Origin of the sequence: Pseudomonas sihuiensis (assembly GCF_900106015.1) — a bacterium.
In the GTDB taxonomy this organism is placed as follows: domain Bacteria; phylum Pseudomonadota; class Gammaproteobacteria; order Pseudomonadales; family Pseudomonadaceae; genus Aquipseudomonas; species Aquipseudomonas sihuiensis.
The window spans coordinates 4,121,550-4,147,122 of sequence record NZ_LT629797.1 but is presented as its reverse complement, the minus strand read 5'-3'; the positions used below and the strand labels follow the sequence as shown (position 1 = coordinate 4,147,122).

The 25,573-nt window shown below is 63.4% G+C and carries 25 protein-coding genes; 2 read left to right on the top strand and 23 right to left on the bottom strand.

The window, feature by feature from the left end; genetic code table 11:
* The gene (locus tag BLT86_RS19520; protein ID WP_017676280.1) at positions 1-933 is read left to right on the top strand and encodes a phosphatidate cytidylyltransferase; all 933 of its coding nucleotides are present in this window, start codon (positions 1-3) and stop codon (positions 931-933) included.
* 68 nt (positions 934-1,001) lie between these two features.
* Positions 1,002-2,153 (top strand): GGDEF domain-containing protein, encoded by a 1,152-nt coding sequence (locus BLT86_RS19515; RefSeq protein ID WP_092379040.1) that lies wholly within the window; start codon positions 1,002-1,004, stop codon positions 2,151-2,153.
* A 405-nt stretch (positions 2,154-2,558) separates the two neighbouring features.
* On the opposite strand, the gene BLT86_RS19510 is transcribed toward BLT86_RS19515, so the two are convergent.
* The 23 genes from BLT86_RS19510 to BLT86_RS19400 form a co-directional block, all read right to left on the bottom strand.
* Positions 2,559-2,804 carry a DUF2274 domain-containing protein gene (locus BLT86_RS19510; RefSeq protein ID WP_003097776.1) on the bottom strand — a complete coding sequence of 82 codons (246 nt, stop codon included), beginning with the start codon at positions 2,802-2,804 and terminating at the stop codon, positions 2,559-2,561.
* Positions 2,801-4,093, bottom strand: coding sequence for a TrbI/VirB10 family protein (locus BLT86_RS19505; protein WP_003097773.1), 1,293 nt, complete (start codon positions 4,091-4,093; stop codon positions 2,801-2,803). The genes BLT86_RS19510 and BLT86_RS19505 overlap by 4 nt, the downstream gene beginning before the upstream one ends.
* A 2-nt stretch (positions 4,094-4,095) precedes the next feature.
* Positions 4,096-5,088: a P-type conjugative transfer protein TrbG gene (gene trbG, locus BLT86_RS19500; protein WP_003097771.1), complete on the bottom strand. Its 993-nt coding sequence runs from the start codon at positions 5,086-5,088 to the stop codon at positions 4,096-4,098.
* On the bottom strand, positions 5,085-5,789 hold the full coding sequence (trbF, locus tag BLT86_RS19495; protein ID WP_003097768.1) for a conjugal transfer protein TrbF: 705 nt from the start codon (positions 5,787-5,789) through the stop codon (positions 5,085-5,087). The genes trbG and trbF overlap by 4 nt, the downstream gene beginning before the upstream one ends.
* 24 nt (positions 5,790-5,813) lie before the next feature.
* Complete coding sequence (trbL, locus tag BLT86_RS19490; RefSeq protein WP_003158124.1) at positions 5,814-7,193, bottom strand: P-type conjugative transfer protein TrbL; 1,380 nt, start codon at positions 7,191-7,193, stop codon at positions 5,814-5,816.
* Positions 7,190-7,522: a hypothetical protein gene (locus BLT86_RS19485; protein ID WP_010791835.1), complete on the bottom strand. Its 333-nt coding sequence runs from the start codon at positions 7,520-7,522 to the stop codon at positions 7,190-7,192. Before BLT86_RS19485 ends, trbL begins: the two co-directional genes overlap by 4 nt.
* Positions 7,523-7,534: 12 nt before the next feature.
* Complete coding sequence (gene trbJ, locus BLT86_RS19480) at positions 7,535-8,260, bottom strand: P-type conjugative transfer protein TrbJ (protein ID WP_003103988.1); 726 nt, start codon at positions 8,258-8,260, stop codon at positions 7,535-7,537.
* Entirely contained in the window at positions 8,257-10,716 is a 2,460-nt protein-coding gene (gene trbE / locus BLT86_RS19475) for a conjugal transfer protein TrbE (RefSeq protein ID WP_003103990.1), read from the bottom strand. Before trbE ends, trbJ begins: the two co-directional genes overlap by 4 nt.
* 15 nt (positions 10,717-10,731) lie before the next feature.
* Positions 10,732-11,004 (bottom strand): VirB3 family type IV secretion system protein, encoded by a 273-nt coding sequence (locus tag BLT86_RS19470; RefSeq protein ID WP_003103993.1) that lies wholly within the window; start codon positions 11,002-11,004, stop codon positions 10,732-10,734.
* Positions 11,001-11,384 carry a TrbC/VirB2 family protein gene (locus BLT86_RS19465; protein ID WP_003103996.1) on the bottom strand — a complete coding sequence of 128 codons (384 nt, stop codon included), beginning with the start codon at positions 11,382-11,384 and terminating at the stop codon, positions 11,001-11,003. The genes BLT86_RS19470 and BLT86_RS19465 overlap by 4 nt, the downstream gene beginning before the upstream one ends.
* Positions 11,381-12,433 carry a P-type conjugative transfer ATPase TrbB gene (trbB, locus tag BLT86_RS19460; protein WP_003103998.1) on the bottom strand — a complete coding sequence of 351 codons (1,053 nt, stop codon included), beginning with the start codon at positions 12,431-12,433 and terminating at the stop codon, positions 11,381-11,383. Before trbB ends, BLT86_RS19465 begins: the two co-directional genes overlap by 4 nt.
* Positions 12,430-12,894 (bottom strand): ribbon-helix-helix protein, CopG family, encoded by a 465-nt coding sequence (locus tag BLT86_RS19455; protein WP_003104000.1) that lies wholly within the window; start codon positions 12,892-12,894, stop codon positions 12,430-12,432. The genes trbB and BLT86_RS19455 overlap by 4 nt, the downstream gene beginning before the upstream one ends.
* On the bottom strand, positions 12,891-14,900 hold the full coding sequence (locus tag BLT86_RS19450) for a conjugal transfer protein TraG (protein ID WP_003104002.1): 2,010 nt from the start codon (positions 14,898-14,900) through the stop codon (positions 12,891-12,893). The genes BLT86_RS19455 and BLT86_RS19450 overlap by 4 nt, the downstream gene beginning before the upstream one ends.
* A 236-nt stretch (positions 14,901-15,136) precedes the next feature.
* A complete protein-coding gene (locus BLT86_RS19445; protein ID WP_003104004.1) occupies positions 15,137-15,415 on the bottom strand; it encodes an EexN family lipoprotein in 279 nt (92 codons plus the stop codon).
* Complete coding sequence (locus BLT86_RS19440) at positions 15,412-16,356, bottom strand: LysR family transcriptional regulator (protein ID WP_003104006.1); 945 nt, start codon at positions 16,354-16,356, stop codon at positions 15,412-15,414. The genes BLT86_RS19445 and BLT86_RS19440 overlap by 4 nt, the downstream gene beginning before the upstream one ends.
* A gap of 84 nt (positions 16,357-16,440) precedes the next feature.
* Positions 16,441-16,704, bottom strand: coding sequence for a hypothetical protein (locus BLT86_RS19435; RefSeq protein WP_003104007.1), 264 nt, complete (start codon positions 16,702-16,704; stop codon positions 16,441-16,443).
* Positions 16,705-16,830: 126 nt separating this feature from the next.
* Entirely contained in the window at positions 16,831-17,463 is a 633-nt protein-coding gene (locus tag BLT86_RS19430) for a hypothetical protein (RefSeq protein ID WP_003104009.1), read from the bottom strand.
* A 22-nt stretch (positions 17,464-17,485) separates the two neighbouring features.
* Positions 17,486-18,151 carry a HupE/UreJ family protein gene (locus BLT86_RS19425; RefSeq protein WP_228012222.1) on the bottom strand — a complete coding sequence of 222 codons (666 nt, stop codon included), beginning with the start codon at positions 18,149-18,151 and terminating at the stop codon, positions 17,486-17,488.
* A 182-nt stretch (positions 18,152-18,333) separates the two neighbouring features.
* Positions 18,334-21,474 (bottom strand): efflux RND transporter permease subunit, encoded by a 3,141-nt coding sequence (locus BLT86_RS19420; protein ID WP_003104015.1) that lies wholly within the window; start codon positions 21,472-21,474, stop codon positions 18,334-18,336.
* Positions 21,475-21,484: 10 nt separating this feature from the next.
* Entirely contained in the window at positions 21,485-22,714 is a 1,230-nt protein-coding gene (locus BLT86_RS19415) for an efflux RND transporter periplasmic adaptor subunit (RefSeq protein WP_003104017.1), read from the bottom strand.
* Entirely contained in the window at positions 22,711-23,958 is a 1,248-nt protein-coding gene (locus tag BLT86_RS19410; RefSeq protein WP_003104019.1) for a TolC family protein, read from the bottom strand. Before BLT86_RS19410 ends, BLT86_RS19415 begins: the two co-directional genes overlap by 4 nt.
* A 139-nt stretch (positions 23,959-24,097) precedes the next feature.
* Entirely contained in the window at positions 24,098-25,093 is a 996-nt protein-coding gene (locus BLT86_RS19405; RefSeq protein WP_020750593.1) for a M56 family metallopeptidase, read from the bottom strand.
* Entirely contained in the window at positions 25,093-25,491 is a 399-nt protein-coding gene (locus tag BLT86_RS19400) for a BlaI/MecI/CopY family transcriptional regulator (protein WP_003104024.1), read from the bottom strand. The genes BLT86_RS19405 and BLT86_RS19400 overlap by 1 nt, the downstream gene beginning before the upstream one ends.
* Between the last annotated feature and the right edge of the window lie 82 nt (positions 25,492-25,573).

Here is a 25,573-nt window from a genome sequence, read left to right as displayed (position 1 = left end):
ATGGATAACAACACTTTGCTGCTGTTCGCCGGTATCGGTGCCCTGTTGTTGCTGGCCAGCCTGGTCGGCTTCGTCCTCAAGCGGCGCAGTGGCGATCAGCCCAACCCGGTGATCGACAACCTCAACGCGCGGATCAATGCCTGGTGGGTGATGGTGCTGGTGATCGGCATCGCCTTCCTGTTCGGCAACAATGGCGTGATCCTGCTGTTCTACTTCGTCTCCTTCTATGCCCTGCGCGAGTTCATGACCCTGACGCCGACCCGGCGCAGCGATTACCCGGCGCTAGTGGCGGCCTTCTACTTCGCCCTGCCGATGCAGTACCTGCTGATCGCTTTCGGCTGGTACGGCCTGTTCGCCATCTTCATCCCGGTCTATCTGTTCCTGCTGTTGCCGATCCTGGCTTCGCTGGGCGGCGACACCACCCGCTACCTCGAGCGTGCGGCCAAGGTGCAGTGGGGCTTGATGATCGCCGTTTACTGCATTTCCTCTGTACCTGCTCTGCTGACTTTGGATATTCCCGGCTATGAGGGGCGCAACCTGCTGCTGATCGCCTGGCTGATCATCGTCGTGCAGCTCTCCGACGTGCTGCAGTACGTCTGCGGCAAGCTGGCCGGCAAACACAAGATCGCGCCCAACCTGTCACCCTCGAAAACCGTGGAAGGCTTTGTCGGCGGCGTAGCGCTGGCCACGCTGATTGGCGCCATGCTGTGCTGGATCACGCCGTTCGCGTTCTGGCAGGCCGCACTGTTCGCGCTGCTGGTGTGCATCCTCGGCTTCGCCGGCGGCCTGGTGATGTCGGCGATCAAACGCGACCGCGGGGTGAAGGACTGGGGCCACATGATCGAAGGCCACGGCGGTATGCTGGATCGCCTGGACTCGGTGTGCTTCGCCGCGCCGGTTTTCTTCCATATGGTGCGCTACTGGTGGGCCTGATCTGGCGCAAGTACTGGGGCAGAGGATTGCACTAGAGTTAAGCAACTCCAGAGAACAAGAAGGCCGACATGATCGCCCACACCCAGACACTGTTCGGAGCCGTCGCGCTGGTCGCCGTGATCATGGGCAGTTGCCTGATCCTGGTCGGCCAGTTGCGTCATCGCGACGGCATGCTCACCACTGGACTGGGCATGGTCTCCCATGCGCTGGCCTACATTGGCTTCACCCTGTTCGGTCAGGTATCGATGTGGATCAGCTACGTGCTGGCCAACACCTTGCTGTCCACCGCGCTGGCGTTCTACACGGTCAGCCTGCCGCTGATCCACGGCCGACGCCCGCCCGGGCGACTGGCCTTCGCCTTCCCGCTGCTGCTGGGCGCGTTGCTAAGCCTGCTGATCGATACCCAGGAACCCCGCCAACTGGTAGCCTGCCTGCTGCTGTTCACGCAATGCCTGGTCATCCTGCGCCTGAGCCGCACCCATGCCGTGTCCGGCGGGCGTGCCCACCGAATCCTGATGATCGGTGCTGGCATCAGCCTGTTCGGCCTGGGCATTCGTGTGGTGGTCATCCTCAGCGGTGCGCCGGCAGAGATGCACTACGACGTCAGCAACCTGAAGCAGACGGTATCGGTCGCCCTCGGTGCCGCCACCATCATCATGTTCTCCTTCGGCCTGGTGCTGCTGTCGCGCGAGCGCATCGAATCGGAGCTGCGCCAGACCGCCCTGCGCGACACGCTCACCAGGCTGCCCAATCGCCTGGCGATACTCGAACAACTCACCGACGAGCTGGAGCGTGCCCGCCGCCAACACACGCCGCTGTCCATCGCCATGCTCGATCTGGATCACTTCAAGCAGATCAACGACAGCCACGGCCACCTGGTCGGCGATGACGTGCTCAGGCACTGCGCGGACCATCTTCAGCAGCGGCTGCGGCGCAACGACAGCATCGGTCGTTATGGTGGTGAGGAATTCCTGCTGATTCTGCCCGGCACCGACGCCAGCGGCGCGCTGGAGTTGGTCGATCAGCTCCGCCAATCCCTGACTCAGCACCCGGCGCAGGTCGACGACAAGACCATCGCCTTGAGCTTCAGCGCCGGTGTTTACGGCAGCACCAGCCCCGTCGCCGAGGACATCACTGGCATGCTGCTGAAGGCCGACGCCGCGCTCTATCGAGCCAAGCATGCCGGGCGTAACACACAGGTCCTGGCCACAGCGGACTGAGGGAGGGGCTCGGATTTACTGGAGATCCCCGGAAGGCCAACAGCTTTCTTCTGGCAGACCTGAGTCATACCTGGCTACCAGCGTTCAGCGTCGCCTGACTTTCCTGCAGGCAACAAAAAAGTGCCGGTGTCAAGTCTTTTGCGCAAATCACGCAGGGCTTGAAACCGTATATGGGACAGTACGTTAGCTCTTTTCGGGCCCGCTTTGCAGAACCACGGCTTCGTCGGCTAGGAGCCACATAAGAGCGTCGGGGGAGAAAGCCGCATCGCACTGTGTCGTGCTGGATTGCCGAGGAACGGCGGGCCTGTCGCGTCATCATAGCCCAAGAGACATAGCGGCATCCAGAATGAAGAACGCGCAGCCTGGGGCTGCGCGTTCGATGGATGCCGTTGGTATGCGACGCCATCATGTCGGCTTCGATGGCGCGCTCCGGGTCGCCGTGTCCTTCCTGAATCCCCGATCCCCCGCCATGAACGCCTCCAGCATGTGCGGGATCAGCGTCATGGCATCAACCGCCTCGCCGTAGGTCTGCGCGTGCAGCGCGGCGTAGCGGTCGAGGTCGGCTTTCAAGCTGGCTGGGCAGGCAAAGGTCAGTTTGACGCTTTCGGTCTTGGGCAGCGGCCCGAGCCGCAGCTTCTTGGTCGTGCTCATTGCGAAGCTCCCCGATTGAAGAACAGCGGCTGGTACGGCCGCAGCACCAGATCCCGGTTGACGATGATTCGCACGGGCAGGCCCGGCCGCTCGGTCAGCGTCGGCTGGATATTCATGTTGCGCCGGGTGATTTCCTGGCCGACCTGATTGATGCTGTCCTGTGCGCCATCGCGCCCGGCGATGACGATGCGGTTGCCATCCTGGCGGTTCTCCGGCGCGGCCAGCTCGGCACCTACGCCCAGCAACGTCGTCAGCACCGCGCCGGCAACGATGCGATTCCAATGCCAGTCCACGTCGTCTTCCAGGCCGGAGTAGCCGGCCGGATCGGTGCCGACAAGGTTGTCCAGCGTCAGCGAGGATGTGTCGGGCAGAATGACGCGATTCCACACCACCTGCACGCGGCTTTGTCCGTAGCTGACCTGGCTGTTGTATTTGCCAAGGATGCGCGAGCCCTGCGGGATCAGCAGAAACTTGCCCGTGGCCGTGTCATAGACCGGCTCCGTCACCGTGGCGATCACGTCGCCCGGCAAATCCGACTGGATGCCCGTCACCAGCGCACCCGCGATCACCGTTCCGGCCATCACCTGATAGGGCGATGCGGGCAGCGCCAGATGGCCGGAATTGCGGGTTTCCGTAGAACCGGCTTTCAGGAATGCCTCTTTCTGGTCTTGCCGGTTCTGCACGGCGGTCGGGTCGGCGGGCTGGGCCGCTGTCGAGGCAGGCCCGGCAGCGAGAGGATCGAAGGCCGCGAGTGTGTTTGCAACACCAGGCGCACCCGGCGCAGCTTGCGCGACCGTGGCGGCGGCCTGGCCCTGACCCTGGCCGCCCGAGCGGAAGAACACCGACGAGGCCGCCGCCGCGTCCGCCTCCTTGCGCAAGGCATCTTCGGGATCATGGCCTGGCGGCGAATAGCCCGGCGTCACCGGCTGCTGCGAAGCGACGATGGCCGGACCAAGGTCGCCGGGCAACGGCGGCCCCAGTTCGGGCACATCGGGCGGCAAGGCTGGCGGCAGCTTCGAGTAGTCCGTCGGCAGCGCATCCAGCCCTTCGGACTTCGAGACGCGATCGACGTTGTAAAGCTCGGTCTGCTCGTTGGCTCCGCGCCGCTGCGGTTGCAGCGACCAGATGGTGGCCCCAAGCACGGCGACCGACAGGCCGCCGGCGAGGATGGCCAGCGTGCGCCGATTCAGGCGCGTGACCGGGCGTGGCTGGGCGCGCAGCGCCACCGCCTCCGGCGCAACCTTGCCCGCCTGCGGCGTGGCGAGGTCGGGGGTGTCGTCCTGGCTCATGGTCAGTTCCTCCGCGCAACGCCGTCCGTGCGTTCAATTCGCACCACGTCGCTCTTGTCTCCGCCCAGGCGGAGTTCGGCGGCGCCGAACAGCCGATCCACGATGTAGTACGGCGAGCGGAAGCGATAGTTGACCAGTTGCCCGTCGCCTTCCGGCCCGATCACGAACAGCGGCGGCAGCTCGCCTTGCGCGATGCCGGCGGGGAACTGGATATAGACCTTCTGCCCGTCGTCGAACGCGCGCAGCGGCTTCCACGGCGGGTTGCTACCGCTGACCGCGTAGCGGAAGCGCAGGTTTTCCAGCGACAAGCCGGAGTCCACCGGCGCGGCGGCGCTGGCCGCCTGCGCTTGGCGCTGCAAAGCCAGCATCCGGTCGCGCGGGTACTCCCAGGACACCGACGCCATCCACGTCTTTTCCGTAGAAGCCAGCTCCAGAAGGTACGTCCTGCGGCTGGTGGTGATGACGAGATTGGTCTTTAGGGCCGAACGGATTGGCTTGACCAGCACGTTCACGCGCAGGTCGGCGCCGCTACCGCTGGACGTATCACCCACGATCCAGCGCACGGTATCGCCGGCGGCCACCGTCACCAGTTCCTCGCCCGGCTGGAGCGCGATCACGGTCACGCGGCCCACGGCCGCATAGACCTGATACAGCGCACCGTCAGTGAAGGGCCAGACCTGAATCGCATTGACGTAGCCCTCGCGCGTGGGCGCGACGCGCGCCTCCGTATTGGCCCGCGAGACGCGCACCTTCTCGTCGGCCGGTTCCGGCGCGGCCTTGGCGTCCTCTGCCTCGGGCAATGGCTTCAACTGCGCCGGCAGCGCCAGCGGCTCGGGCACCTTGACCACTTCCACCGGCGCGGGCGGCTCCGGCAGCGGCTGGGCCTGCACTGGCTCATCGAGCGAGATGGTCGGCGGCGGTTTGCCCTGCGTGGCGCAGCCCGCGAGGGAAAGCAGGATCAACGGCAAGGCGGATTTACGGAAAAGATCATTCATGGCTTGGCTCCTTCGGAAGAATCCAGTTCACGGCTCCACGACAGGCCGTTGACGTAGATGCCCAGGGGGTTCTTGCGCAGGCGTTCTTCGGTGCGTGGCGGCTGGAGCACGATGGACACCACGGCCGTCCACCGCTCCAAGCCCGCCGCGGCACCGTTGACGTATCGGCGTTCCGTCCAGCGCACGTTGAAAGACGTGTCGCTGGCGCGCACGACGCTGGTGATCTGCACCGTCACCGACTCCTTGCCGATGCGCGCGAACGGGTCGTTGACCCGTGCGTAGTCGTTGAGCACGGCCGCGCCCTTGTCGGTCGTGTAGTCGTAGGCGTCGAGCCAGTTCTGGCGGACGACGATGGGGTCGATGGACAGCGAGCGCACCAGCGTCACGAAACGCGCGATGTGATGCGCCGTCTGCGCATCGTTGGGCCGGTACGGCGTGGCGGCTTCGCCGACCGCGCGTACCTGGCCCGCGTTGTCCACTTCCACGACGTAGGGCGTCACGATGGACTGCGCCGAGCGCCACACCAAGCCGCCGGCCATCAGCAGCGCGAGCGTCAGGCAGCCGAAGGCCATCAGGCGCCAGTTCTTCGCCTGCACGCGCGGCGAGCCGATACGGTCGTCCCACACCTGGCCGGCAGCTTGGTACGGCGTGGCAGGCTGCGGCGTGCCGGCATAGCGCACCTGCGGTTTTCTGAATCGCATGGTCAGTTCTCCTTGTGAATCGCTTTAGTCGTCGGAGCCGCGCAGGCTCGGGCCTTGCCCCGAGCCGCCACCGTCGCCGCCGCGCAGCGTGTGCGCGGCGGTGGTCGCGGCGTGGGTGAGTTGCTGGCGGCGATGCAGCCGCTTGGCCCAGGCGGGTTGTTCCGGCTTCTGTGCAGCGGCGCCGCCTGCGGGGGCTTCTCCTGCGGAGGCTTGACCGGTTGACGCGCCAGCGTCGGCCGTCGAGCCATTCCAGCCAGCACGGAACGGAGCGGCCATCCGCTGCCCGGCAGCGGAAGCACGGGATGCTGCGGCGCGTCCGGCGGACTGCGCGCCGGTCTTGGCGACGTTGCCTAGGCCCGCCATCGCGCCCTTTGCGCCGCCGCCAGCGGCGGCGGAACCGGCCTGGAACGCCGACTTCGCACTGCTGGCCGCCGACGTGGCGGCGCGCGCGCCGCTGCCGGCAAGCTTGGCGGCGGCAGGCGCCATGCGCGCCCCGGCCATGACTGCGCCACCTACGCCCGTCGCGGCGGCGCCGATGGCGACGGCCGTGCCGGCAGCGCCGACAGCAGCACCGGCCATTGCGCCAGCGCCGAGCTGCGGCGCACCGGACACGAGGCCCGTGGCGATGCCGGGGCCGAAGATCCCGAGCGCCAGCAAGGTGAGCGAGGCCAGCATGATGACCAGCGCGTGGTCGATAGACGGCTCGGCGGGATGGACTTGGAACTGAGCGAACAAGCCCGAGCCGATACCGACGATCACGGCCAGCACCAGAACCTTGACGCCGGAGGCCACCACGTTGCCCAAGACCTTTTCCGCGAGGAACGCGGTCTTGTTCCAGAGCGCGAATGGCACCAGCACGAATCCGGCGAGCGTGGTCAGCTTGAACTCGATCAGCGTGATGAACAGTTGGATCGCCAGCACGAAAAAGCACAAGACCACGACCAGCCACGCGAGGAACATCACCACGATGGGGTCGAGGTTTACGAATACTTCGGGAAAGCCCGCCATCTCACCGATCTGCTCCAGAATCGGCGCCCCGGCGTCGATGCCGGTTTTCGCCAGCCGGCCCGGCTGCAAGAAGTTTTCCATCGTGATGGCCGAGCCGGTGGCGGTTATGCCTAATCCCGCAAACGAGCGGAATACGATGCTGGCCAGCCAGTTGAAGTTATTGATGATGTAGGCGAAGGCGCCGACGTACAGCACCTTGCGCAGAAGCTTGGCGATCACGTCCTCGCCCTGACCGGTGGCATGGCTCATGGCCCAATACAGGCCGGCGATCGTCATGTCGATGACGATCAGCGTGGCCGTGAGGAACGCCACTTCGCCCCGCAGCAGCCCGAAACCCGAGTCGATATACGCGGCAAAGGTGTTGAGGAACTGGTCGATGATGGTCACGTCATTCATGGCGTGTTCTCCGGCTCGGCGGGAACGGCCGGCGCCATGCCATCGGCCGGTTCATCGAAGCTCGGCGGGATCGGCGGCAGGTCGGCCAGCGTCTGGTATTCATCCGGCCCGGCCTTGCCGGAGAAGAAGCGCCGCCGGAAGGCTTCGGCGGCGGCACGGCAAGCGTCCTCGCCCGTGGCCTGCCGGTCGGCCGCGCATTGCGCGCGCAATGCCTTGAGCCGCACGGGATCGACGGCCAGGGCATCGGCAAGGTTGTCGGCCGGCTGCTTGCCGCAAGCGGCCAGCAGCACGACAAGCACCACAACAGACGGGGCGAGGACGCATCGCATGGCGGCCTCCCGTCAGTTGCCGTAGAAGTTCACGGACTGCGGCGTGTACGGCGTCCCTTCGCCCAGGAAGCGCCGCCGCACTTCGCGGGCGCGCTCCGTGGCCGCCGCCTGCCGCGCCAGCTCCAGCGACGCCGCCCGGTCTTGCGTGATCTGGAGCCGCTGCGACTGGATCGACTGCTTGGCCTGCAAGGCCAGCAACTGATTCATGGCCTGCATCGCCTGCAACGCACCTTCGGCCGACTGGCTCTTGCCAACGAGATCGGCCAGCACGCTCTCGTCTTCACCCAGGTTCTGCGACACCTGAGCTTGCATCTGCATCGTGGTCTGCAAGCCGTTGAGCGTGTTCCGCCAACGCTCCTGTGCGTCGCGGTACATCTGGTCGCCGCTGACGGTGGCGGCGTACTGCTCGGGATACAGGCGTGCGAACTCCCGATCCAGATTCGTCACGTCATAGGCCAAGCCTCGGGCCTGGGCGATCAGCCGCTCGGTCGTTGCCAGATTGGCGCGCAACTGGCCGACCACGCTGGACGGCAGGCTGGCGAGGTTGCGCGCCTGGTTCATCAACATCTGTGCTTCGTTCTGGAGCTGCTGGATCTGGTTGTTGATCTGCTCCAGCGTGCGGATCGCGGTCAGCGTGTTCTGCACGAGGTTCGTGGGATCGACCACGACCCATTGCGCATGAGCGGTGGCGGTGCAAAGCATGGCCGCGACGGCGGCGGCGATAAGGCGCTTCTTCATGACAGGCTCTCCTGTGGGTGGTCGGTGGTACGGAGGGAACCCGGCGCCAGGCCGGGGAACGAGGGCAGCAGGTCGGCCGCCCAATCGAGGCCGCGATGGCGCAGCCAAGCGCCCGCGAAGCCGGGTGCGCCGGCGTCCAGCAGCAGGCGGTCTATGTCGCGCTGGTCTTGCGGCGTGGACGCGCCCGCGAAGGCCAGCGCCGCCGGCCCCAGGTCGAGGTCGAACAGGCGGTTGCCGAGACGGGATTGGTAGTAGTAGTCGCGCTTGGGCTGCGCGGTGGCGACGATTTCGATCTGCCGCCTGTTGAGGCCGAAGCCCTCGTAGATCGTGCGAATCTGCGGCTCGGTGGCCTGCGGGTTGGGCAGGAAAATCCGACTCGCGCAGCTCTCGATGATCGCGGGCGCGATGCTCGAATCCTTGATGTCGGCGAGGCTCTGCGTGGCGAAGATGACGCTGACGTTCTTCTTGCGCAGCGTCTTGAGCCACTGGCGGATACGCTCGGCAAACACCGGGTCATCGAGGAATAGCCACGCTTCATCGAGGATCAGCAGCGTGGGCGCGCCGTCGAAGCGTTCATCGAAACGCGCAAAGAGGTAATGCAGCACGGCCATGACGGCGGCCTTGCTGTGCATCAGCTCCTCCATCTCGAAGCACTGCACGTCGGCCATGCCGAGCCGGTCGTGATCGGCGTCCAGCAGCTTGCCGTGCGCGCCGCCCAGCACATAGGGCGCGAGCGCTTGGCGCAGCGCGTTCGATTGCAGCAGCACGGAAAGCCCCGTCATCGTGCGCTGCTCCACCGGCGCACCGGCGAGGCTGCCGAGCGCCGACCAGATGGCCGCTTTCTCGTCGGGGCCAACCGCCACGCCTTCGTGCAGCAAGCGGCCTTCGATCCATTCGGCGGCCCAGGTGCGGTAGCCCTCACGGTCGATGCGCGCGAGTGGCTGGAAGGCGATTTCGCCATCCGTGCCCAGGTCGTAGTGCTCGCCGTCCAGGCCGAGGATCGCGGCCCGCATGGAGCGGCCCATGTCGAACGCGAAGATGCGCGAGCCGCGATAGCGGCGGAACTGCATTGCCAGCGTGGCGAGCAGAACCGACTTGCCCATGCCAGTCGGCCCCGCGACCAGCGTGTGGCCCACGTCGCCGATGTGCGTCACCAGCCGGAACGGCGTGGCGCCATCGGTGCGCGTGACGATCAGCGGCGGGCCGTCGAGGTGGTCGTTCTTCTCCGGCCCGGCCCATACCGCCGACACCGGCATCATGTGAGCCAGGTTCAGTGTCGAGACGATGGGCTGGCGCACGTTGGCGTAGGCGTTGCCCGGAATGGACGACAGCCACGCATCCACGGCGTTGAGCGTTTCGGGGATAGTCACGAAGCCCCGCCCCTGGATGACGCGCTCCACCATGCGCAGCTTCTCGTCTGCGACGGCGGCGTCCTCGTCCATGACGGTGACGGTCGCCGTCAGATAGCCGAAGGCGACTTGATCGCTTCCCAGCTCCTGCAGGGCGGCGTCCGCGTCGGCGGCCTTGTTGTTGGCGTCGGTATCGACCAGCGGGCTTTCCTGCTGGAAGATCGTTTCGCGCAGCAGCGCGATGACGTTCTTGCGCTTGGCGAACCACTGGCGGCGCAGACGGGAAAGTTCTTTTTCCGCCTCGGCTTTGTCCAGGCAGAGGAAGCGCGTACTCCAGCGGTAGGCAAAACCGAGGCGGTTGAGGTCGTCCAGAATCCCCGGCCAGGTCGAGGTCGGAAAGCCCCGCACCGACACCACGCGCAGGTGCTGGTCGCCCAGCATGGGTGCCAGGCCACCGACCAGCGCGGAGTCGGTCAGCAGCGCGTCGATGTGGAACGGCACTTCGGGCACGCCGACGCGGTAGCGCCGCGTCGAGATGGTGGCGTGCAGGTAGCTCAGCGTCTGGCTGTCATCGAGCCAGGCGATTTCCGGCATCACGCCATCGAGCAGGTCGAACACGCGATCTGTTTCCGCCACGAAGGCCGTCAGGCGCTCGCGCCAGTCCACGCCATCGGTGGGCCGGTTCTCGTACAGCATCCCCGCCGCGCGGGCGCGCGATTCCTCGGGCGGCAGGTACACCAGCGTCAGGTGATAGCCACTCTCGAAGTGATTGCCAGAGTCCTCGAAGGTGGCGCGGCGTTCCTCGTCCACCAGCCACGACAGCGGCTCAGGAAACTCCGAGTGCGGATGGTCGGCAGCGGGACGGCGCTCGGCTTCAATGAACAGCGCCCAGCCCGATCCCATACGGCGCAGCGCGTTGTTCAACCGCGCCGATGTGGCGATCAGCTCGCCTTGCGTCGCGCTGTCGAGGTCAGGCCCGCGAAACCGGGCCGTGCGCTGGAAACTGCCGTCCTTGTTCAAGACGACGCCCGGCGCGACCAGCCCGGCCCAGGGCAGCCAGTCGGCAAGTAAGGCCGGGCGCTGGCGGTATTCGGCGAGGTTCAGCATCGCGGCGTCCTCCCCTCACACGTCCAGCAGCGGGCGATGCTTGATGTGCCGGGCGAAGACTTGCATGAACTGCGGATCGACGCGCGCACCCCACACCGCCAAAGAATGGCCGACGATCCAGAGCACCACGCCGGGAATCCACAGTTGCAGGCCCAGCCCGACAGCGGCGGCCAGCGTGCCGTTGGCGATCGCCACGGTGCGCGGCGCACCGCCCAGCAGAATCGGCTCGGTCAGCGAGCGATGCAGCGGCACCTCGAAACCGTCCGCGAAGGTGTCTGGGGCACTCATACGACCGCCCCGCCGGAGAAGCTGAAGAACGACAGGAAGAAGCTCGAAGCGGCGAAGGCGATGGATAGACCGAAGACAATCTGGATCAGCTTGCGGAATCCGCCGGATGTGTCGCCGAAAGCCAGCGCGAGGCCCGTGGCGATGATGATGATGACCGCGACGATTCGCGCCACCGGCCCCTGGATGGATTCGAGGATGGATTGCAGCGGGCCTTCCCACGGCATCGAGGAACCGGCGGCCTGTGCGGTTCCGGCCAGGAACAGCAGCAGCGCGGCCAGCAGCAGCCCTTGCCCCGCAGGGCGGGCCAGGCAGCGCAGCCGCGCAAGACGCAAAGCCGGATTTGCAGAAAAACGGAAAGCAGGAATGGTCATCTGCGTCATGGCAGTTCTCCAAGTGAGTCAGGGGATGGGGAAGTCGCCGCAGCGGGTGCGGCATCGGGAAGTGGCGGCAGCTCGGGAAACGGCGTTTCCAGCGCGTCCGCCAGTTGGTAGCCCACGCCGTCGAAGCCGACGACGCGAGCGATGCTCTCGATGCGGCGCTTGCGCCCGCGCCCGGCGATGTGGATCACCACGTTGACCGCTTCGGCGATCAGCGCACGGGGCGGATTCACCGCCACTTCGAGAATCAGTTGCTCCAGGCGCTGCAGCGCGCCGAGCGCGGAGCCGGCATGGATCGTGGCGATTCCGCCCGGATGGCCTGTGCCCCACACCTTGATGAGATCCAGTGCCTCGGCGCCGCGCACTTCGCCAACGACGACGCGATCAGGCCGCAGGCGCATGGACGAGCGAACCAGCTCGGTCATCGACACCACGCCTGCGCGGGTACGCAGGGGAACGTGGTCGCGGGCCGCGCATTGCAGCTCCACCGTGTCTTCGAGCACCAGCACGCGGTCGCCGGTGGCGGCGATTTCGGCGAGCAAAGCATTGGCGAGCGTGGTCTTGCCGCTGCTGGTGGCGCCGGCGATCAGCACGTTCTGCCGCTCGCGCACGGCGCGAACGAGAAAGCCCGCTTGCGCGCTGGTCATCATCCCGTCGATGACGTACCGCTCCAGCGGAATCACGCCGATGGCGCGCTTGCGCAGCGCGAAGACCGGCCCCGGCGCTGCCGGCGGCAAGATGCCCTCGAAGCGTTCGCCCGTTTCGGGCAACTCGGCGGACAACAGCGGCTGGCCGCGATGCACTTCCGCGCCAACGTGGGCGGCCACGAGGCGGATGATTCGCTCGCCGTCCGCCTCGGGCAGTTCCACGCCCATCGGCGCGCGCCCACTGGAAAGCCGATCCACCCAAAGGGTGCGATCGGGATTCAGCATCACCTCCACCACGTCCGGGTCTTCGAGCGCGGCGGCGATCAGCGGCCCCATCGCCGTGCGCAGCATCTGGATGCGGCGGTCGAGCGACGTGGCGGTTATGGATTGGGGAACGGCGCTCATGACGCACGCTCCCGCGCTTGGGCGGCTGCCGCCGCGTCCTCCATCCGCATCGGATCGGGATGCAGTTCCTCCACCACGTCGCGCACCAAGCTGCGGCCCCGCAGCAGGTGGCGGCCAAGCTTCTCGGTGAACTGCTCGAAGCGCGCTTTGCCCTGCGCGCGTGCCGCGTCTTGGTGCGCCTCGGGAACCGGCGTGCTCACGGTCAGGTAGTAGCGGATGAACAGCGCCAGCGTTTCGATGGCGATGTTCTGGTCGCGCTCCATTCGCTCGGCCTGGCGCGAGAGGCGATCCAGCCGCTTGGCAATGGCCGCCTCGCGCTGGTCGGCAGCGTCGGGCGACAGCCACGATGCGAGCGCCGCCGCGACAATGGACGACTTGGACACGCCTTTCTTGGCGGCCAGCTCGTCCAGGCGCTTGGCGTGCTCCGGCTGGATGAACAAGTTGAGGCGGTAGTGGCTCATAGCTCGATTCCGTCGTTGGGGTCGAGGGAAGCCAGCCGGGCCGTGCGCTGCATGGCTGGATCGAGCTGGCGAGGAAGGGGAAGCGGCAAATCGTCGTCGTCATCGAGTAGCCCAAGGTCGGCCGCGGGCGCGGCCAGCTCGGGGTCGTAGGCGACGGTTTCGGAGAGTTCGGGCTGACGGCGCGGGCCGCCGTCGTCGGCCGAAGCCGAGTTCTCCAGGCCATCGGCGGATGCCGTGGCAGGTGCAGCGGGCACGGACGGAATCGCCAGCCCGCTCCAGTCGTCGGGCCGCGACGGCGGCGCGTCGGCGTACTGCTGGTTCGCCAGCGTGGGCGGTGGCAGCACGCGACGCTTGAAATTGGCGTCCGCGTAGTAGCGCAGTTTCTTCGCCTTGATCGGCGCCACGCTGGACACCATCACCACGGCCTCGTCGGGCGGAAGCTGCATCACCTCGCCGGGCGTGAGGAGCGGTCGGGCCGTTTCCTGGCGCGACACCATGAGATGCCCGAGCCACGGCGCCAGCCGGTGGCCCGCATAGTTGCGCTGGGCGCGCAGCTCGGTGGCCGTACCCAGCGTCTCGGAGATGCGCTTGGCGGTGCGTTCGTCGTTCGTGGCGAACGTCACGCGCACATGGCAGTTGTCGAGGATGGAGTGGTTTTGCCCATACGCCTTGTCGATCTGATTGAGCGACTGCGCAATGAGGAAGCTGCGGATGCCATAGCCGGCCATGAAGGCCAGCGCCGTCTCGAAGAAGTCCAGGCGCCCCAGCGCCGGGAACTCATCGAGCATCAACAGCAGCTTGTGGCGGCGCTCGATGCCGTCGGAGCCGTCGAGCGATTCGGTGAGGCGCCGGCCGATCTGGTTGAGGATCAGGCGAATGAGCGGCTTCGTCCGCGAAATGTCCGAAGGCGGCACCACCAGGTACAGCGACACCGGATGCTCGGCAGCGATCAGGTCGGCGATGCGCCAATCGCAGCGCGAGGTGACTTCGGCCACCGTCGGGTCGCGGTACAGACCGAGGAACGACATGGCGGTGCTCAACACGCCAGAACGCTCGTTGTCCGATTTGTTGAGCACTTCGCGCGCCGCAGAGGCGACGACCGGATGCGGCCCATCGCCCAGGTGCGGCGTGGTCATCATCCGGTGCAAGGTCAGCTCGAACGGGCTGGCCGGGTCGGACAGGAAGTTGGCGACGCCGCGCAGCGTCTTGTCCTCGCCGGCGTAGAGCACATGCAAGATCGCACCGACCAACAGCGCGTGGCTGGTTTTCTCCCAATGGTTCCTGCGCTCCAGCGCGCCTTCGGGATCGACCAGAATGTCCGCGATGTTCTGAACGTCGCGCACCTCATGCGCGCCGCGCCGCACCTCCAGCAGCGGGTTGTAGGCCGCCGACTTCGCATCCGTGGGGTTGAACAGCAGGCAATGAGAGAAGCGCGAGCGCCAGCCGGCGGTGATCTGCCAGTTCTCGCCTTTGATGTCGTGGACGACGGCGGATGCAGGCCAGGAAAGCAGTGTCGGCACCACGAGGCCGACACCCTTGCCCGATCGCGTAGGCGCAAAGGTCAGGACGTGTTCCGGGCCTTCGTGGCGAAGGTACTGGCGGTCGTGCTGGCCCAGGAACACGCCGGCCGGCAGCGTGAGGCCCGCTTTGCGAATGTCATCCGCGTTCGCCCAACGGGCCGAGCCGTAGGTCGTGACCAGGCGCGACTGCCGCGAGCGCCAGATCGACATGCCGATGGCGACCACCACCGCCAGCAGGCCGCTGCCGCCCGCGATGGCGCCGCCGGTGTCGAACACGCGCGGCGCGTAGGCGTCGAAGAAGAACCACCACTCGAACAGGCGCCATGGGTGGTAGATCGGCGTGCCGAGAAGATCGAACCAGGGCGAGCCAAGGCGTAGCTGGTAGCCAAGGGCTGCTGCTGTCCATTGTGTGGCGCCCCACACTCCGGCGATCACGATGCCAAATACCACGGCGATCTGACCGAACAGCACGCTCGTCCCTTGCATGACCTGGCCTCCGATTTCTCCTGAGCTGATTCCTCATGGAAGAAGCGGCACAAAGGCGTGCCGCAAGCGTCAGAATCGGTGCCGGGTCGGTGCCGGTCAAAGACCGTTTTCAGCAGAAAGGTCGAGCAAAAAGACAGAATGAGTGCGACGGCGAATCAAAGAATAACGCCGCAAGCGCAGGCGCATTGCGGCGTGTCGAGCAGAAAAATGAAGGTGATGCGGCGAGCCGCCGACAATCAGAACTTGGGAGGTTCCTTCGGCGGCGTGTACGGCGTTTCACCGTCGCCATAGAACCGCTTGCGTGTGGCCTCAGCCACTCGGTTGCACAGCACGTCGCCCAGCTTGGGGCGATCGGTCTTGCACTGCTGGCGAAGCTCCTTGAGCCGTTCGGGGTTGGCCGCCAGTTCTTCCACCGACGGGACATTCGCTTCTGTGGTGTTGGCCCTCTGAGGCGTTTCGGACTGGCCGCAGGCGGTCAACGCCGCCACCAGTAAGAACGGAATGATCTTCTTCATGGCGCAGGTTCCTCCGGGGGATCAAGATTGCGGCCCAGCATGGGCCTGGGAGATTCCAGAGATTCGATGGCCTGTACGCGCTCAATGAATCGGGCCAGAACCTCCGATGGTTCGCCTATAGGGTGCAGCAGATAGGTTGTCAGGGGTGGGACACGTGATGCCAGGGGACGAGCCACCACCCCCGGCTCTCTGCTGGCTGTAATATGTGCTGCACCCGTAAGCCCAAGCGCGAAGCCGGCCGATACAAGCGCCATCATCAAATCGCAGGAGGCCACGCGCTCCGCGATCAAGGGTTCCATGTCCGCCCGGCGCAGTATCCGATCAACGTGTTTCGCGTGGCTTTCGCAAACCTGCGGGTCGCATAGAACCAGAGGGTAGCGGAGCAGTTCCTCCAACGGAATGCGCTTATGTGCCAGCAGAGGATGCCGAGCCGGCACAGCCACCATGAGCGCATCGCTCCAGACTGGTATAGCGACGATGCCATCGCCCACTTCGTCTGATTGCGCGAATCCTACGTCATAAAGATCGTCATGTAGCCCCTTGATTTGTTGCGACAACGGCACTTCGGAAAAGCGAATTTCGACTTCAGGTTCTTCCTGTCGGCATAGGGCGAGCACTGCCGGAAGGCGCGATGGTGTAATACCGTCCGACAAGGCCACCCGCAACTGACCGTGAAATCCATTGGCTGCTGCTTTTACGCTGTCGCGCGCCTGTTGCAGAACAGCGAATACCCGGCGGGCATGCTCCAGAAACAGCTTGCCAGCACGTGTTAGCCGGGTGCTGCGTGTGGTGCGGGCAAACAGCACAACACCTAGTTCCTCCTCTAGCTCCTTAATGGCACGAGAAAGTGGAGATTGTTCGATGTGCAGCTTCTCCGCTGCCCTAGCGAAGTGAAGCTCCTCCGCTACGGCGAGAAAGTATTTCAGATGTCTCAACTCCATAGACGAATAGCTCCCAATAGCTCCCACGAGTGCGCATCGCAGGCGGTAGCCGCGACCTGTGAGTCGCGGCTACGCTCTGAACAATCAGTTGCCGTCGTTGGATGAACCGCGGGCTGCGGGAGACTGTGCCGCGTTTGGCTTCTTCTTCGCGGCGTCGCACTGCTCTTTCAGCTTCTTCACTTCGGGATAAGCCACGTCACTGATGTACCGCTTCGTATCTGCCAATTGCTCGCATGTCTTCGGCATCGCCTTCTCGTCGTCGTCATGTCCACCGGGATGGGCCATCACGAACGGCGAAGCGAGCGAGGCGCTTGCTAGAACGGCAATCAAAAACGGACGAATTTTCATTTCATAATCTCCTGGGGTGAGACCCAGCCTACGTGGCAGGGCGGGAAATTTCGACCTCCTGCTATGCAAATTGCATAGCAATAAAGCCGAGGTGCATGGGGCATTCGCCCCTAACTAATTTGCCAATCACAAGACACGCTTCATTTCCGCGTATTGGCCGCGAGTGCGAACAATCACCGTTACATCAGCATCGCCACGGTTCCGCCAGAACCAACCGTGATTGCCATTAAAGGCGGCCTGGATCACGCCATCACTTGCGGGCACAGCTCGACCTTTTTCATAGCTGATGGACTGTCCGCCGCCATCGCCGTGGGTATCGAAATTCACTACGCCGCCTTCGCTAGTCCAACTGAACTCGGCCTGTTCGCCGGCCTTCATGCTCAACTTCACTTCGGCCCCTTGGCCGGACTTGAGTACGACGCGCATTTCATCGCGCCAAGCAGAATCGTTCGTCACCTGTGCGGTACTTTGCGCCTGTGCAGGCACGACGGTGCCTGCATTCCCAGTCGTCACGGCAACGGCCTTGGCCGCATCCATTGCGGCGTCGGCAGCAGCTTCTTCGGCCAACTGCGTTTTGATTCCCCCCATTTCCGTCAGGCCGAGTACGCGGCCAATTCCTGTTGGATCGATCGCATGCTCGGAGGGAAGGACGATGGCGACCAGAATTGCGATGGCAGCGACGAGTGCAATAAACGTCGAGCGCAGCAGTTGTTTCGATGAAGGAAGATCGTCGAGGGTTGGCTTGGATACGTTGTACATAAATATTTTCTCCGAGTGCGATTCAGGAAACGAAGTAGCCGGTGAGCTGATAGCCGATCAGAATGAAGCCGGCACACATCATCGCTACGTTTGCGGTGTACGCATGGCGCCAGAAACTTGCGGTTCGGCGCCAGTAGCTCATTGCGATCAGAATGGAGCCGAGCGCAAGCAACTGTCCGATTTCAACTCCGACATTGAATGCCAACAGATTTGGAATCAGGCCATCAGGTGAGATGTTGTATTCGATGATTTTGGTGGACAGGCCAAATCCGTGAAATAGTCCAAATACAACCGTTGCAACTTTCGTGTTGGGCTGAAAGCCGAGCCATCGCTGAAATGCGCCGATGTTGTCGAGTGCCTTGTAAACCACCGAAAGGCCGATGATCGCGTCGATGATGTAGCTATTGATCCCGACGTTGAAATACACGCCAAGCAGCATCGTCGTCGAGTGGCCGATGGCAAATAGCGTCACATACAGGGCGATATGCTTCATCCGGTACAGGAAGAAGATCACACCGAGCAGGAACAGGATATGGTCGTACCCTGTCGCCATGTGCTTCGCCCCTAGATACATAAAAGGGATGAGGTTGACGCCGGATATTTCCTGGATGTAGCCCTTATCACCCTCGGCAACGGCATGGGCGAGCGCCTGATTCGCACACGCGAACAACAGGAGAACCGTCGCCATGAGAAACAGGGAAATCCGTTGCCAGATCGGTCGATAGCGATCCAGTATTACGTCAAGTGATCTTTCACGCATGAATGTCATACCTCAATTAATCTCCTAAAAATCCTTGTTGTTCGAGTGCGGCAAGCATCTTTCTTGCGTTCGCCGCACCATGTGAACCTGTTGATAAATTGGCATCGTGCTTACGCTGGCGCGGTGTTCTGGCGGTCGGTACGCCGATGAATGAGGCGATACAGGGCCGGCAGTACCAGCAACGTCAGCAGCGTCGAAGAGACAATGCCGCCGATGACGACAGTTGCGAGGGGTCGTTGCACTTCCGCGCCCGTTCCAACGTTGATGGCCATCGGTACGAAACCGAGGCTTGCAACCAGCGCAGTCATCAGCACCGGGCGTAGCCGCGTCATCGCGCCATTCACAATGGCATCCTGAATCGGCGCGCCATCGTGGTGCAGCTTGCGAATGAAGCTCACCATCACCAGGCCGTTGAGCACTGCCACACCGGATAGGGCAATGAAGCCGACCCCTGCCGAAATCGAAAGCGGAATATCGCGCAGCCACAATGCGGCAATGCCGCCTGTCAGTGCCAATGGTACGCCGCTAAAGACGACCGTGGCGTCCCGGCCCGAGCCGAAGGCCATGAACAGAAGGCCGAAGATCAGAACCAGTACAGCCGGCACGACGACGGACAGCCGTTGGCTCGCCGAAATGAGTTGCTCGAACGTGCCCCCGTAGTTGACCCAATAGCCCTCTGGCAGTGTGATTTCGCGGCTTACGCGCTCACGCAGCTCTTCCACGAACGACCCTAGATCGCGTCCGCGCACATTGCTGGTAATGACGATCCGGCGTTTACCGTTCTCGCGGCTGATCTGATTGGGGCCGGGAGCCACTTCGATTGACGCAAGCTGGCCGAGCGGCACGTAAGCGGCTTGGCCCGGTGCGGCAGCAGCGCCGGTCGGAACGGGAATGGGCAGTGTCGCCAGTGCTTTAGGGTCTTGGCGCTGCGCTTCGGGCAGCCGAACCACAATATCGAAGCGGCGATCGCCCTCAAACACTTGGCCAGCGACGGCACCACCAAGAGCGATTGCCACCGTCTGCTGTATGTCGTCGATCGCCAGGCCGTACCGGGACAGTGCATCCACGTTCGGCGTGATTGTCATCAGCGGCAGGCCCGTAATCTGTTCGAGTGCCACGTCGGCAGATCCCTCGATACTCTCGGCCACGGCTTCAATCTTGGAGCCTAGTTGGGCCAGTTGCTCCATGTCATCGCCATACACCTTGATCGCCACCTCGGCACGGACACCCGCGATCAACTCATTCATGCGCATCTGCACGGGCTGAGTGAACTCGTAGTTGTTGCCGGGAATGGTGTTCACCGCCTTTTCCAGTTCGGCAAGCAGTACGGCTCTCGGTTTGCGCGGATCAGGCCATTCGCTGCGATCCTTGAGCATGATGAAGGTGTCAGCCACCGAAGGAGGCATGGGATCAGTCGCAACCTCGGCAGTACCGATCTTGGCAACGACTTCCTCAACCTCTGGAAACTCCTTGATCCGCGCTTCCAACTGGCGCTGCATGCCAATCGCCTGGGTCAGACTCGTTCCGGGAATCCGCATCGCGTGCAAGGCGATGTCGCCTTCATCCAGATTGGGGATGAACTCGGTGCCCAGGCGCGTCGCAAGCAAACCAGACAGCACTACCAACACTGACGCCGCCGCGACAACGGCGACCCTTAGCCTGATTGCCTTCTGGAGAAGTGGCGCATAGAAGCGGCTGATGCCGCGCATCACCTTGGTTTCCTTCTCGGAAACCTTGCCGGTGACAAACAGCGCGACCGCAGCGGGCACGAAAGTCAGGGACAACACCATCGCACCAGTCAATGCGATCACGACGGTAAGCGCCATCGGATGGAACATCTTTCCTTCCACACCCGACAACGCGAAGATTGGAAGGTAAACCGCCGTGATGATGAATAATCCGAACAGGGCAGGCTTGATGACCTCTGCACTGGCGCTCGAAACCAGCGAGAAACGCTCATCGCGGGTCAACAGCCGACCGAGCTGGTGCTGTCGTTCGCTGAACCTGCGCAAGCAGTTCTCCACGATGATGACCGCACCATCGACAATCAGGCCGAAATCCAGTGCGCCCAAGCTCATCAGGTTGGCCGAGATTCGGTTTTGCACCATGCCGGTGATCGTCAGCAGCATGGCAAGCGGAATGACCGCTGCGGTTATCAGGGCTGCACGCAGGTTGCCTAGCAACATGAACAGCACGGCAATCACCAGCAACGCGCCTTCCAGAAGATTCTTCTGCACGGTTGCGATGGTGCGGTCAACGAGTTGAGTGCGGTCATAAACCGCGTGTGCTCGGACTCCCTCGGGAAGTGTCGCGTCGATTTCAGCGAGCTTTTCCACCGTGCGCTGTGCAACCGCTCGGCTGTTCTCGCCAATCAGCATGAATGCCGTTCCCAGCACGACCTCCTTGCCGTCTTTCGTGGCCGCGCCGGTTCGTAGTTCGCTACCCTCCAGAACTTCCGCCACGTCGGATATTCGGAGTGGCAGCCCATCGCGCGTTGCCACGACAATTTTCCGCAGTCGCTCGATGTCGCCTACCTGTCCGGGGATGCGGATCAGGTACTGCTCGCCGTGACGTTCGATGTAGCCGGCACCGACGTTGGCGTTGTTCCGCGCAACGGCGTTCAGCACGTCGTTCATCGTCAACTCGTAGGCCAGCAGCTTGACCGGATCGGGTGTGATGTGGAACTGACGCACGTAACCGCCGATGGTGTTGACCTCGGTGACGCCTTTCAGATTGCGGAGCTGCGGACGCACCGACCAGTCTTGCAATGTGCGCAGCGCCGTCGGCGTCCAGATTTCCTCGTAGCCCTTCTCGGGTTCCAAGGTGTACATGAATATCTCGCCCAGGCCGGTTGCCACCGGGCCGAGAGAAGGATTCAGGCCCGCCGGAAGTTGCGAAGATGCCTGCTGCAAGCGTTCGGCAACCTGCTGGCGGGCAAAGTAAATGTCGGTGCCGTCCTCAAAGACCGCAGTGACTTGCGACAGGCCGTAGCGGGAAATCGAGCGGGTGTAGTCCAGCCGGGCGAGGCCAGCGAGCGCCGTCTCAACCGGGAAAGTGACGCGCTGCTCCGCCTCCATTGGCGAGTAGCCTGGTGCCTCGGTATTGATCTGTACCTGGACGTTGGTAATGTCCGGTATCGCGTCGATCGGCAAGCGGCTGTAGTTCCAGACGCCCAGCCCGGACAGGGCGAGCACCAATAGAAGCACGAGCCAGCGATGCGCGATGGACGCGCGAATGATACGTTCGAGCATGTCCGCGTCCTTAGTGATCGTGGCTTGCGCCAGACTTTTCGATGTCTTGGCGTATCAGGAAACTTTGCTCGGCCACGTAGTTCGTGCCGGGCTTGAGTCCGCTAGTCACTTCGGCGTATTCACCATCACGCTCGCCAAGTTCGAGCATTCGGACTTCGTATGTCTCGCCAACCTGTGCGAAAACCACGGTGAAGTCGCGGAATCGCTGCAACCCGGACTCTTTTACCGCCAGCGGTACGTTGCGCGTGCCTACTGTGACCTCGGCCGCCACGGTCATGCCGGGGCGCCAGCGCCCCTCCGGGTTCGGGATGCTGACGCGGGCAATGACGCTCTGGCCGCTGCCAGCCACCGGCAACAATCGCTGGATCTTTCCGCTGGCTTCGGTCTTCCCGGTGGCTGACCGGATTCGTACCGGCTGCCCTGGCTGTAGGGCTTCGGCATCGGTGCCGATGGCGCGCAGGTCGATCCATACGTAGGACGGGTCAGCCAGCTCGAACAGCGCACCTGCTTCGGCCACATCACCGACGTTCGTGTTGCGTGCGAGTACCACGCCGTCGAATGGTGCGGTAATCGGGTAGGTGCGCATGCTGTCGTTGCCCTCAACGATGGCCAGTGTCTGGCCGCGGCGGACTCGTTCGCCCTGCTGCACGTTCACTGATCGCACGATGCCAGGAAAGCGTGCGCGAACCGCTGCGTGTCTGTCGGCATCCAGAACAACGGTTCCCATCAGCCGCACAACGTCTCGGATGACCGCCGGCCCCGCTGATTCGGTTTTGATGCCGGCATCCTTGGCGATACCAGCCGGAATGCTTACGCGGCCCTCATAGGATTCATAAGACCAAGTGGACCTCTTTCCGGCGTGTTCGGCGGACACGGCGACATCGAAAGAATGCGGCTCGGTCACTTCACCGCTGCCGACCAGATAGTTGCCTTCTGGCCTGAACGTGAATTGGTTGACCTCGCCATCCAAACGGGAGAGCTTGATCGTTGCGGCAACATCAGCGGGGGCGACTGGCTTGCCGTCACGATAGGCGTAGAGCCTGTAATGTGGGGGGGCGTTGGTTTCGTAGATGGTGACTTCCAAAGCGAAGTCTCCATCGCGGAGTAGCCGGCCATTGTTTGGGCCGCGCTCATAGCTTCCGCTGGCTTGGGCGCTGGCCGCCTCTTTGGGCTTGTCGCCGCCAGGGCTGCATGCAGCGGCAAACACACAAAGTAGCAACAGGGAAAGAATGCGAATCATGGTGCGGTGTCCTCAACGGTGGCGGTGAGGCGTTCCACCTCGACCAGCAGAAGGTGATAGCGAGTGGCGGCTTCCACAGCGCGCGCGCGCAGATCGAATAGCGTTCGCTGCGCTTGAGCCAACGACAAATAGGAGAATCGGCCCTGCTCGAAACCGCGACGAGTCGTTGCCAAAGCGCTTTCAGCCATAGGCAGCATTCGTGCGCGTAGCGAGTCAGCCTCTGTCCGTGCGTGCGTGAGTTCCTGATATTTGTCGAACAGCGCCTGGTGGCGCTCGAAGCGCTCGGCGTCACGCCGCGCTTCAAGCGCAGCAAGCTCCGCATTGGCCTGGGACACCGCGTATCCAGAGCGCGTCGGGCTGCCCAGCGGCACCGAGATCGACATCACTACGCCGTGATCCTTGTAGTCTTCCAAACGCCGCACGCCCAAGCTGACGTCGATGTTGGGTTTGGCTTCGGCCTCCGCGAGCCGGCGGCGGGCGCCGATGGTGTCGGCCTGCAAACGCGAAGCCCACAGTTCCGGCGTCATGGGCAAACGGGCAGCCAGCGTCTCGAATGGCGCCACGGTCGGCAAGGTTTGGAGGTCACCGACGACTTCGCCGAAGTCGGGGGTCATTGCCCCCCAGCTCGCGGCCAAAGTCATCTTGGCGCTCGCCAATTCGAGTTCAGCACTCTCGCGATTGAGCTGCGCCTCAGCGACCGCAATATCGGCGGCCTGCAAATCCGACTCAGGATTGCGAGCGGCTTTTACCCACGCTGCAACCTCTCGACGGGTGCGCTCCGCTTGCTTGATACGCTCCTCGGCATACGTCAATCGCTGTTGCCTAGCGAGCACTTCAATGAAGCGGGCCGTAGTTGAACTGGCCAGGTCGATCCGCGTTTTGGTGGCCTGATGCTCTTGTTCTCTCAGTTCGGCTTGTCCCAGCGTTTGGCGAGCCTCGCGCTTGCCACCGAGTTCTATGACCCGACCGATGCGCAATGTCGTTTCGGCCGAGCGGATACCTCGCAGGTTGCCGTTCCCAGCGACGTTCTCAACCTCGCCGCCAATGGTGTAAGGCGGTGGCAGGGCTTCGCGCTGTGTGCGCGCTCGAACGGCCTGGAGCTGCGCCGTTTCGGCGGCGATGGATGGGTGGGCGGCCAGTGCGCGGGAGACAGCCTCCTCCAATCGCAGGGGTTCGGCGGCCAGGGCGGTGGATGTACCGCAGGCTCCGACAAACACCAAGGCTACTAAGCGGATCAAATTCATGAAAATCCTCACGACGACGACAGGTGGCGAGCAAACGATTCCGCGTCACGGCTGCTCGCACACGCCTTAGTGGAATCGTCATAAACCGATCATCAATCGGTTTTTCAGGCAAAAAAACACAGCACGCGCGCATATGGACTTACCTCGTCATCACAGTGATGAGAGATTCGGTCACGGAATGCAGCCAGCCGGTAGATAGGCTGCAAAACGCCAGAACAAGAATGCCTAGCATCGGCCCCAGGTATGAGACAGACGTGTGCTTGGACGACAGCAACGCCTCGACACGCTCAGGGACGAAATCGGAAAAGAACGCCATAGCCAACGGCATCTGTTCCTTGGCGTGTTGCCGAAATATCTTTTCTACTGCAACGATGGTTTCGGCTACGGCGACAGGGCATCCCACTTCGTTTGCAGCAGCGAAATCACAACGCTGTTCCAAGGCGAGTTCCAGATCGCGCAACAGCCGGCGACGAGTGCCCGGCAACTGGATGCTCGACAACACGACAGCGATCAGGCGATGCAGCACATCTCGATTGGCGATATGAGCCTGTTCGTGCGCCAGCACCACGCGCAATTGCGTTGGGTCGAGTCGCCGCATCAACGAGGTTGAAAGCAGGATGTGGCCATTCCCGACGCCACAGGCCAGCGCCATAGGCTGATCGACATCAAGCACGCGAAGTTTGTCTGGATACCCCGGACGCCAGCTCAGGCGCACCATCGAGGCAAGGGTTCGACGAGCACGCCAAAGGCCCACTACGGCCCGTAATGCCAGCCAAACCGCGTATCCCGCCAACAATGCCAATGCTCCCCATAGCCAGGCACTTTGCCCATTGCCGCTCGGGTGCCAAACGCACAGGTGCAGGAGCGTGTCAGCGTGCGCAGAGCAGGCAGCGGCAAATCTGGCCGAATCATCAAACATCGACGGCATGGCGATAGTCATGGCCGTATAGGCAATACCCGCCAATGCGGGTGTTACCAGCATCCACCAAGACACTCTTGCTCGCTGATAGGGGCTCTTTCCTGACAGCGCACGGCGTAATGGGCGCTCGCAGGTTCCAATCAGCAGGGTAAGCGTTACTGCCAGCACGAAGCCGGATAGCAATGCGAACTGAAGTAGTGGGCCATAACTCATCATTACGGCTGATCCAATTCAGCGCGACGACGGGCAATCAACTCCTCCAGCCTCTTGAGCTGGTCATCATCCGCCCTTGCAGCAAGATCGACAAAGGCACTCAACAACGCATCCGGCTGCGGGCCTGCGACACGACGCACCGTGGACTCGACCAGCTTCTGGATCAGTTCCCGGCGAGATACTCGTGCCGAGTATTCGTAGGCATGGCTGATCTTTTCGCGCTGGAGCATGGCCTTGCGAAACAGACGTTCCAGCGTGGATTGCACTGTGTTCAAGGAAATCGAGCGAGACTTCCCAATGCGCGCGTACACCGCCTTGGTGTCGGACGGGCCGAAGCGCCAGATGTCTTCGAGCACGGCGATTTCGAGATCGCCAAGTGTTGGTACGCTGTGGTTGGTCAATGTTGTCGGCTCCGAGCTTTGACTCGAACTCAAGAGTATCCACCACGAAAAACCGACCGTCAATCGGTTTATTGTGCAACCC

What these genes read in the sequence shown, in the direction of transcription:
- BLT86_RS19520 (WP_017676280.1), top strand. Translation starts at nt 1, where the DNA reads ATGGATAACAACACTTTGCTGCTGTTCGCCGGTATCGGTGCCCTGTTG.
- BLT86_RS19515 (WP_092379040.1), top strand. Translation starts at nt 1,002, where the DNA reads ATGATCGCCCACACCCAGACACTGTTCGGAGCCGTCGCGCTGGTCGCC.
- BLT86_RS19510 (WP_003097776.1), bottom strand. Translation starts at nt 2,804, where the DNA reads ATGAGCACGACCAAGAAGCTGCGGCTCGGGCCGCTGCCCAAGACCGAA.
- BLT86_RS19505 (WP_003097773.1), bottom strand. Translation starts at nt 4,093, where the DNA reads ATGAGCCAGGACGACACCCCCGACCTCGCCACGCCGCAGGCGGGCAAG.
- trbG (WP_003097771.1), bottom strand. Translation starts at nt 5,088, where the DNA reads ATGAATGATCTTTTCCGTAAATCCGCCTTGCCGTTGATCCTGCTTTCC.
- trbF (WP_003097768.1), bottom strand. Translation starts at nt 5,789, where the DNA reads ATGCGATTCAGAAAACCGCAGGTGCGCTATGCCGGCACGCCGCAGCCT.
- trbL (WP_003158124.1), bottom strand. Translation starts at nt 7,193, where the DNA reads ATGAATGACGTGACCATCATCGACCAGTTCCTCAACACCTTTGCCGCG.
- BLT86_RS19485 (WP_010791835.1), bottom strand. Translation starts at nt 7,522, where the DNA reads ATGCGATGCGTCCTCGCCCCGTCTGTTGTGGTGCTTGTCGTGCTGCTG.
- trbJ (WP_003103988.1), bottom strand. Translation starts at nt 8,260, where the DNA reads ATGAAGAAGCGCCTTATCGCCGCCGCCGTCGCGGCCATGCTTTGCACC.
- trbE (WP_003103990.1), bottom strand. Translation starts at nt 10,716, where the DNA reads ATGCTGAACCTCGCCGAATACCGCCAGCGCCCGGCCTTACTTGCCGAC.
- BLT86_RS19470 (WP_003103993.1), bottom strand. Translation starts at nt 11,004, where the DNA reads ATGAGTGCCCCAGACACCTTCGCGGACGGTTTCGAGGTGCCGCTGCAT.
- BLT86_RS19465 (WP_003103996.1), bottom strand. Translation starts at nt 11,384, where the DNA reads ATGACGCAGATGACCATTCCTGCTTTCCGTTTTTCTGCAAATCCGGCT.
- trbB (WP_003103998.1), bottom strand. Translation starts at nt 12,433, where the DNA reads ATGAGCGCCGTTCCCCAATCCATAACCGCCACGTCGCTCGACCGCCGC.
- BLT86_RS19455 (WP_003104000.1), bottom strand. Translation starts at nt 12,894, where the DNA reads ATGAGCCACTACCGCCTCAACTTGTTCATCCAGCCGGAGCACGCCAAG.
- BLT86_RS19450 (WP_003104002.1), bottom strand. Translation starts at nt 14,900, where the DNA reads ATGCAAGGGACGAGCGTGCTGTTCGGTCAGATCGCCGTGGTATTTGGC.
- BLT86_RS19445 (WP_003104004.1), bottom strand. Translation starts at nt 15,415, where the DNA reads ATGAAGAAGATCATTCCGTTCTTACTGGTGGCGGCGTTGACCGCCTGC.
- BLT86_RS19440 (WP_003104006.1), bottom strand. Translation starts at nt 16,356, where the DNA reads ATGGAGTTGAGACATCTGAAATACTTTCTCGCCGTAGCGGAGGAGCTT.
- BLT86_RS19435 (WP_003104007.1), bottom strand. Translation starts at nt 16,704, where the DNA reads ATGAAAATTCGTCCGTTTTTGATTGCCGTTCTAGCAAGCGCCTCGCTC.
- BLT86_RS19430 (WP_003104009.1), bottom strand. Translation starts at nt 17,463, where the DNA reads ATGTACAACGTATCCAAGCCAACCCTCGACGATCTTCCTTCATCGAAA.
- BLT86_RS19425 (WP_228012222.1), bottom strand. Translation starts at nt 18,151, where the DNA reads ATGGCGACGGTTCTCCTGTTGTTCGCGTGTGCGAATCAGGCGCTCGCC.
- BLT86_RS19420 (WP_003104015.1), bottom strand. Translation starts at nt 21,474, where the DNA reads ATGCTCGAACGTATCATTCGCGCGTCCATCGCGCATCGCTGGCTCGTG.
- BLT86_RS19415 (WP_003104017.1), bottom strand. Translation starts at nt 22,714, where the DNA reads ATGATTCGCATTCTTTCCCTGTTGCTACTTTGTGTGTTTGCCGCTGCA.
- BLT86_RS19410 (WP_003104019.1), bottom strand. Translation starts at nt 23,958, where the DNA reads ATGAATTTGATCCGCTTAGTAGCCTTGGTGTTTGTCGGAGCCTGCGGT.
- BLT86_RS19405 (WP_020750593.1), bottom strand. Translation starts at nt 25,093, where the DNA reads ATGATGAGTTATGGCCCACTACTTCAGTTCGCATTGCTATCCGGCTTC.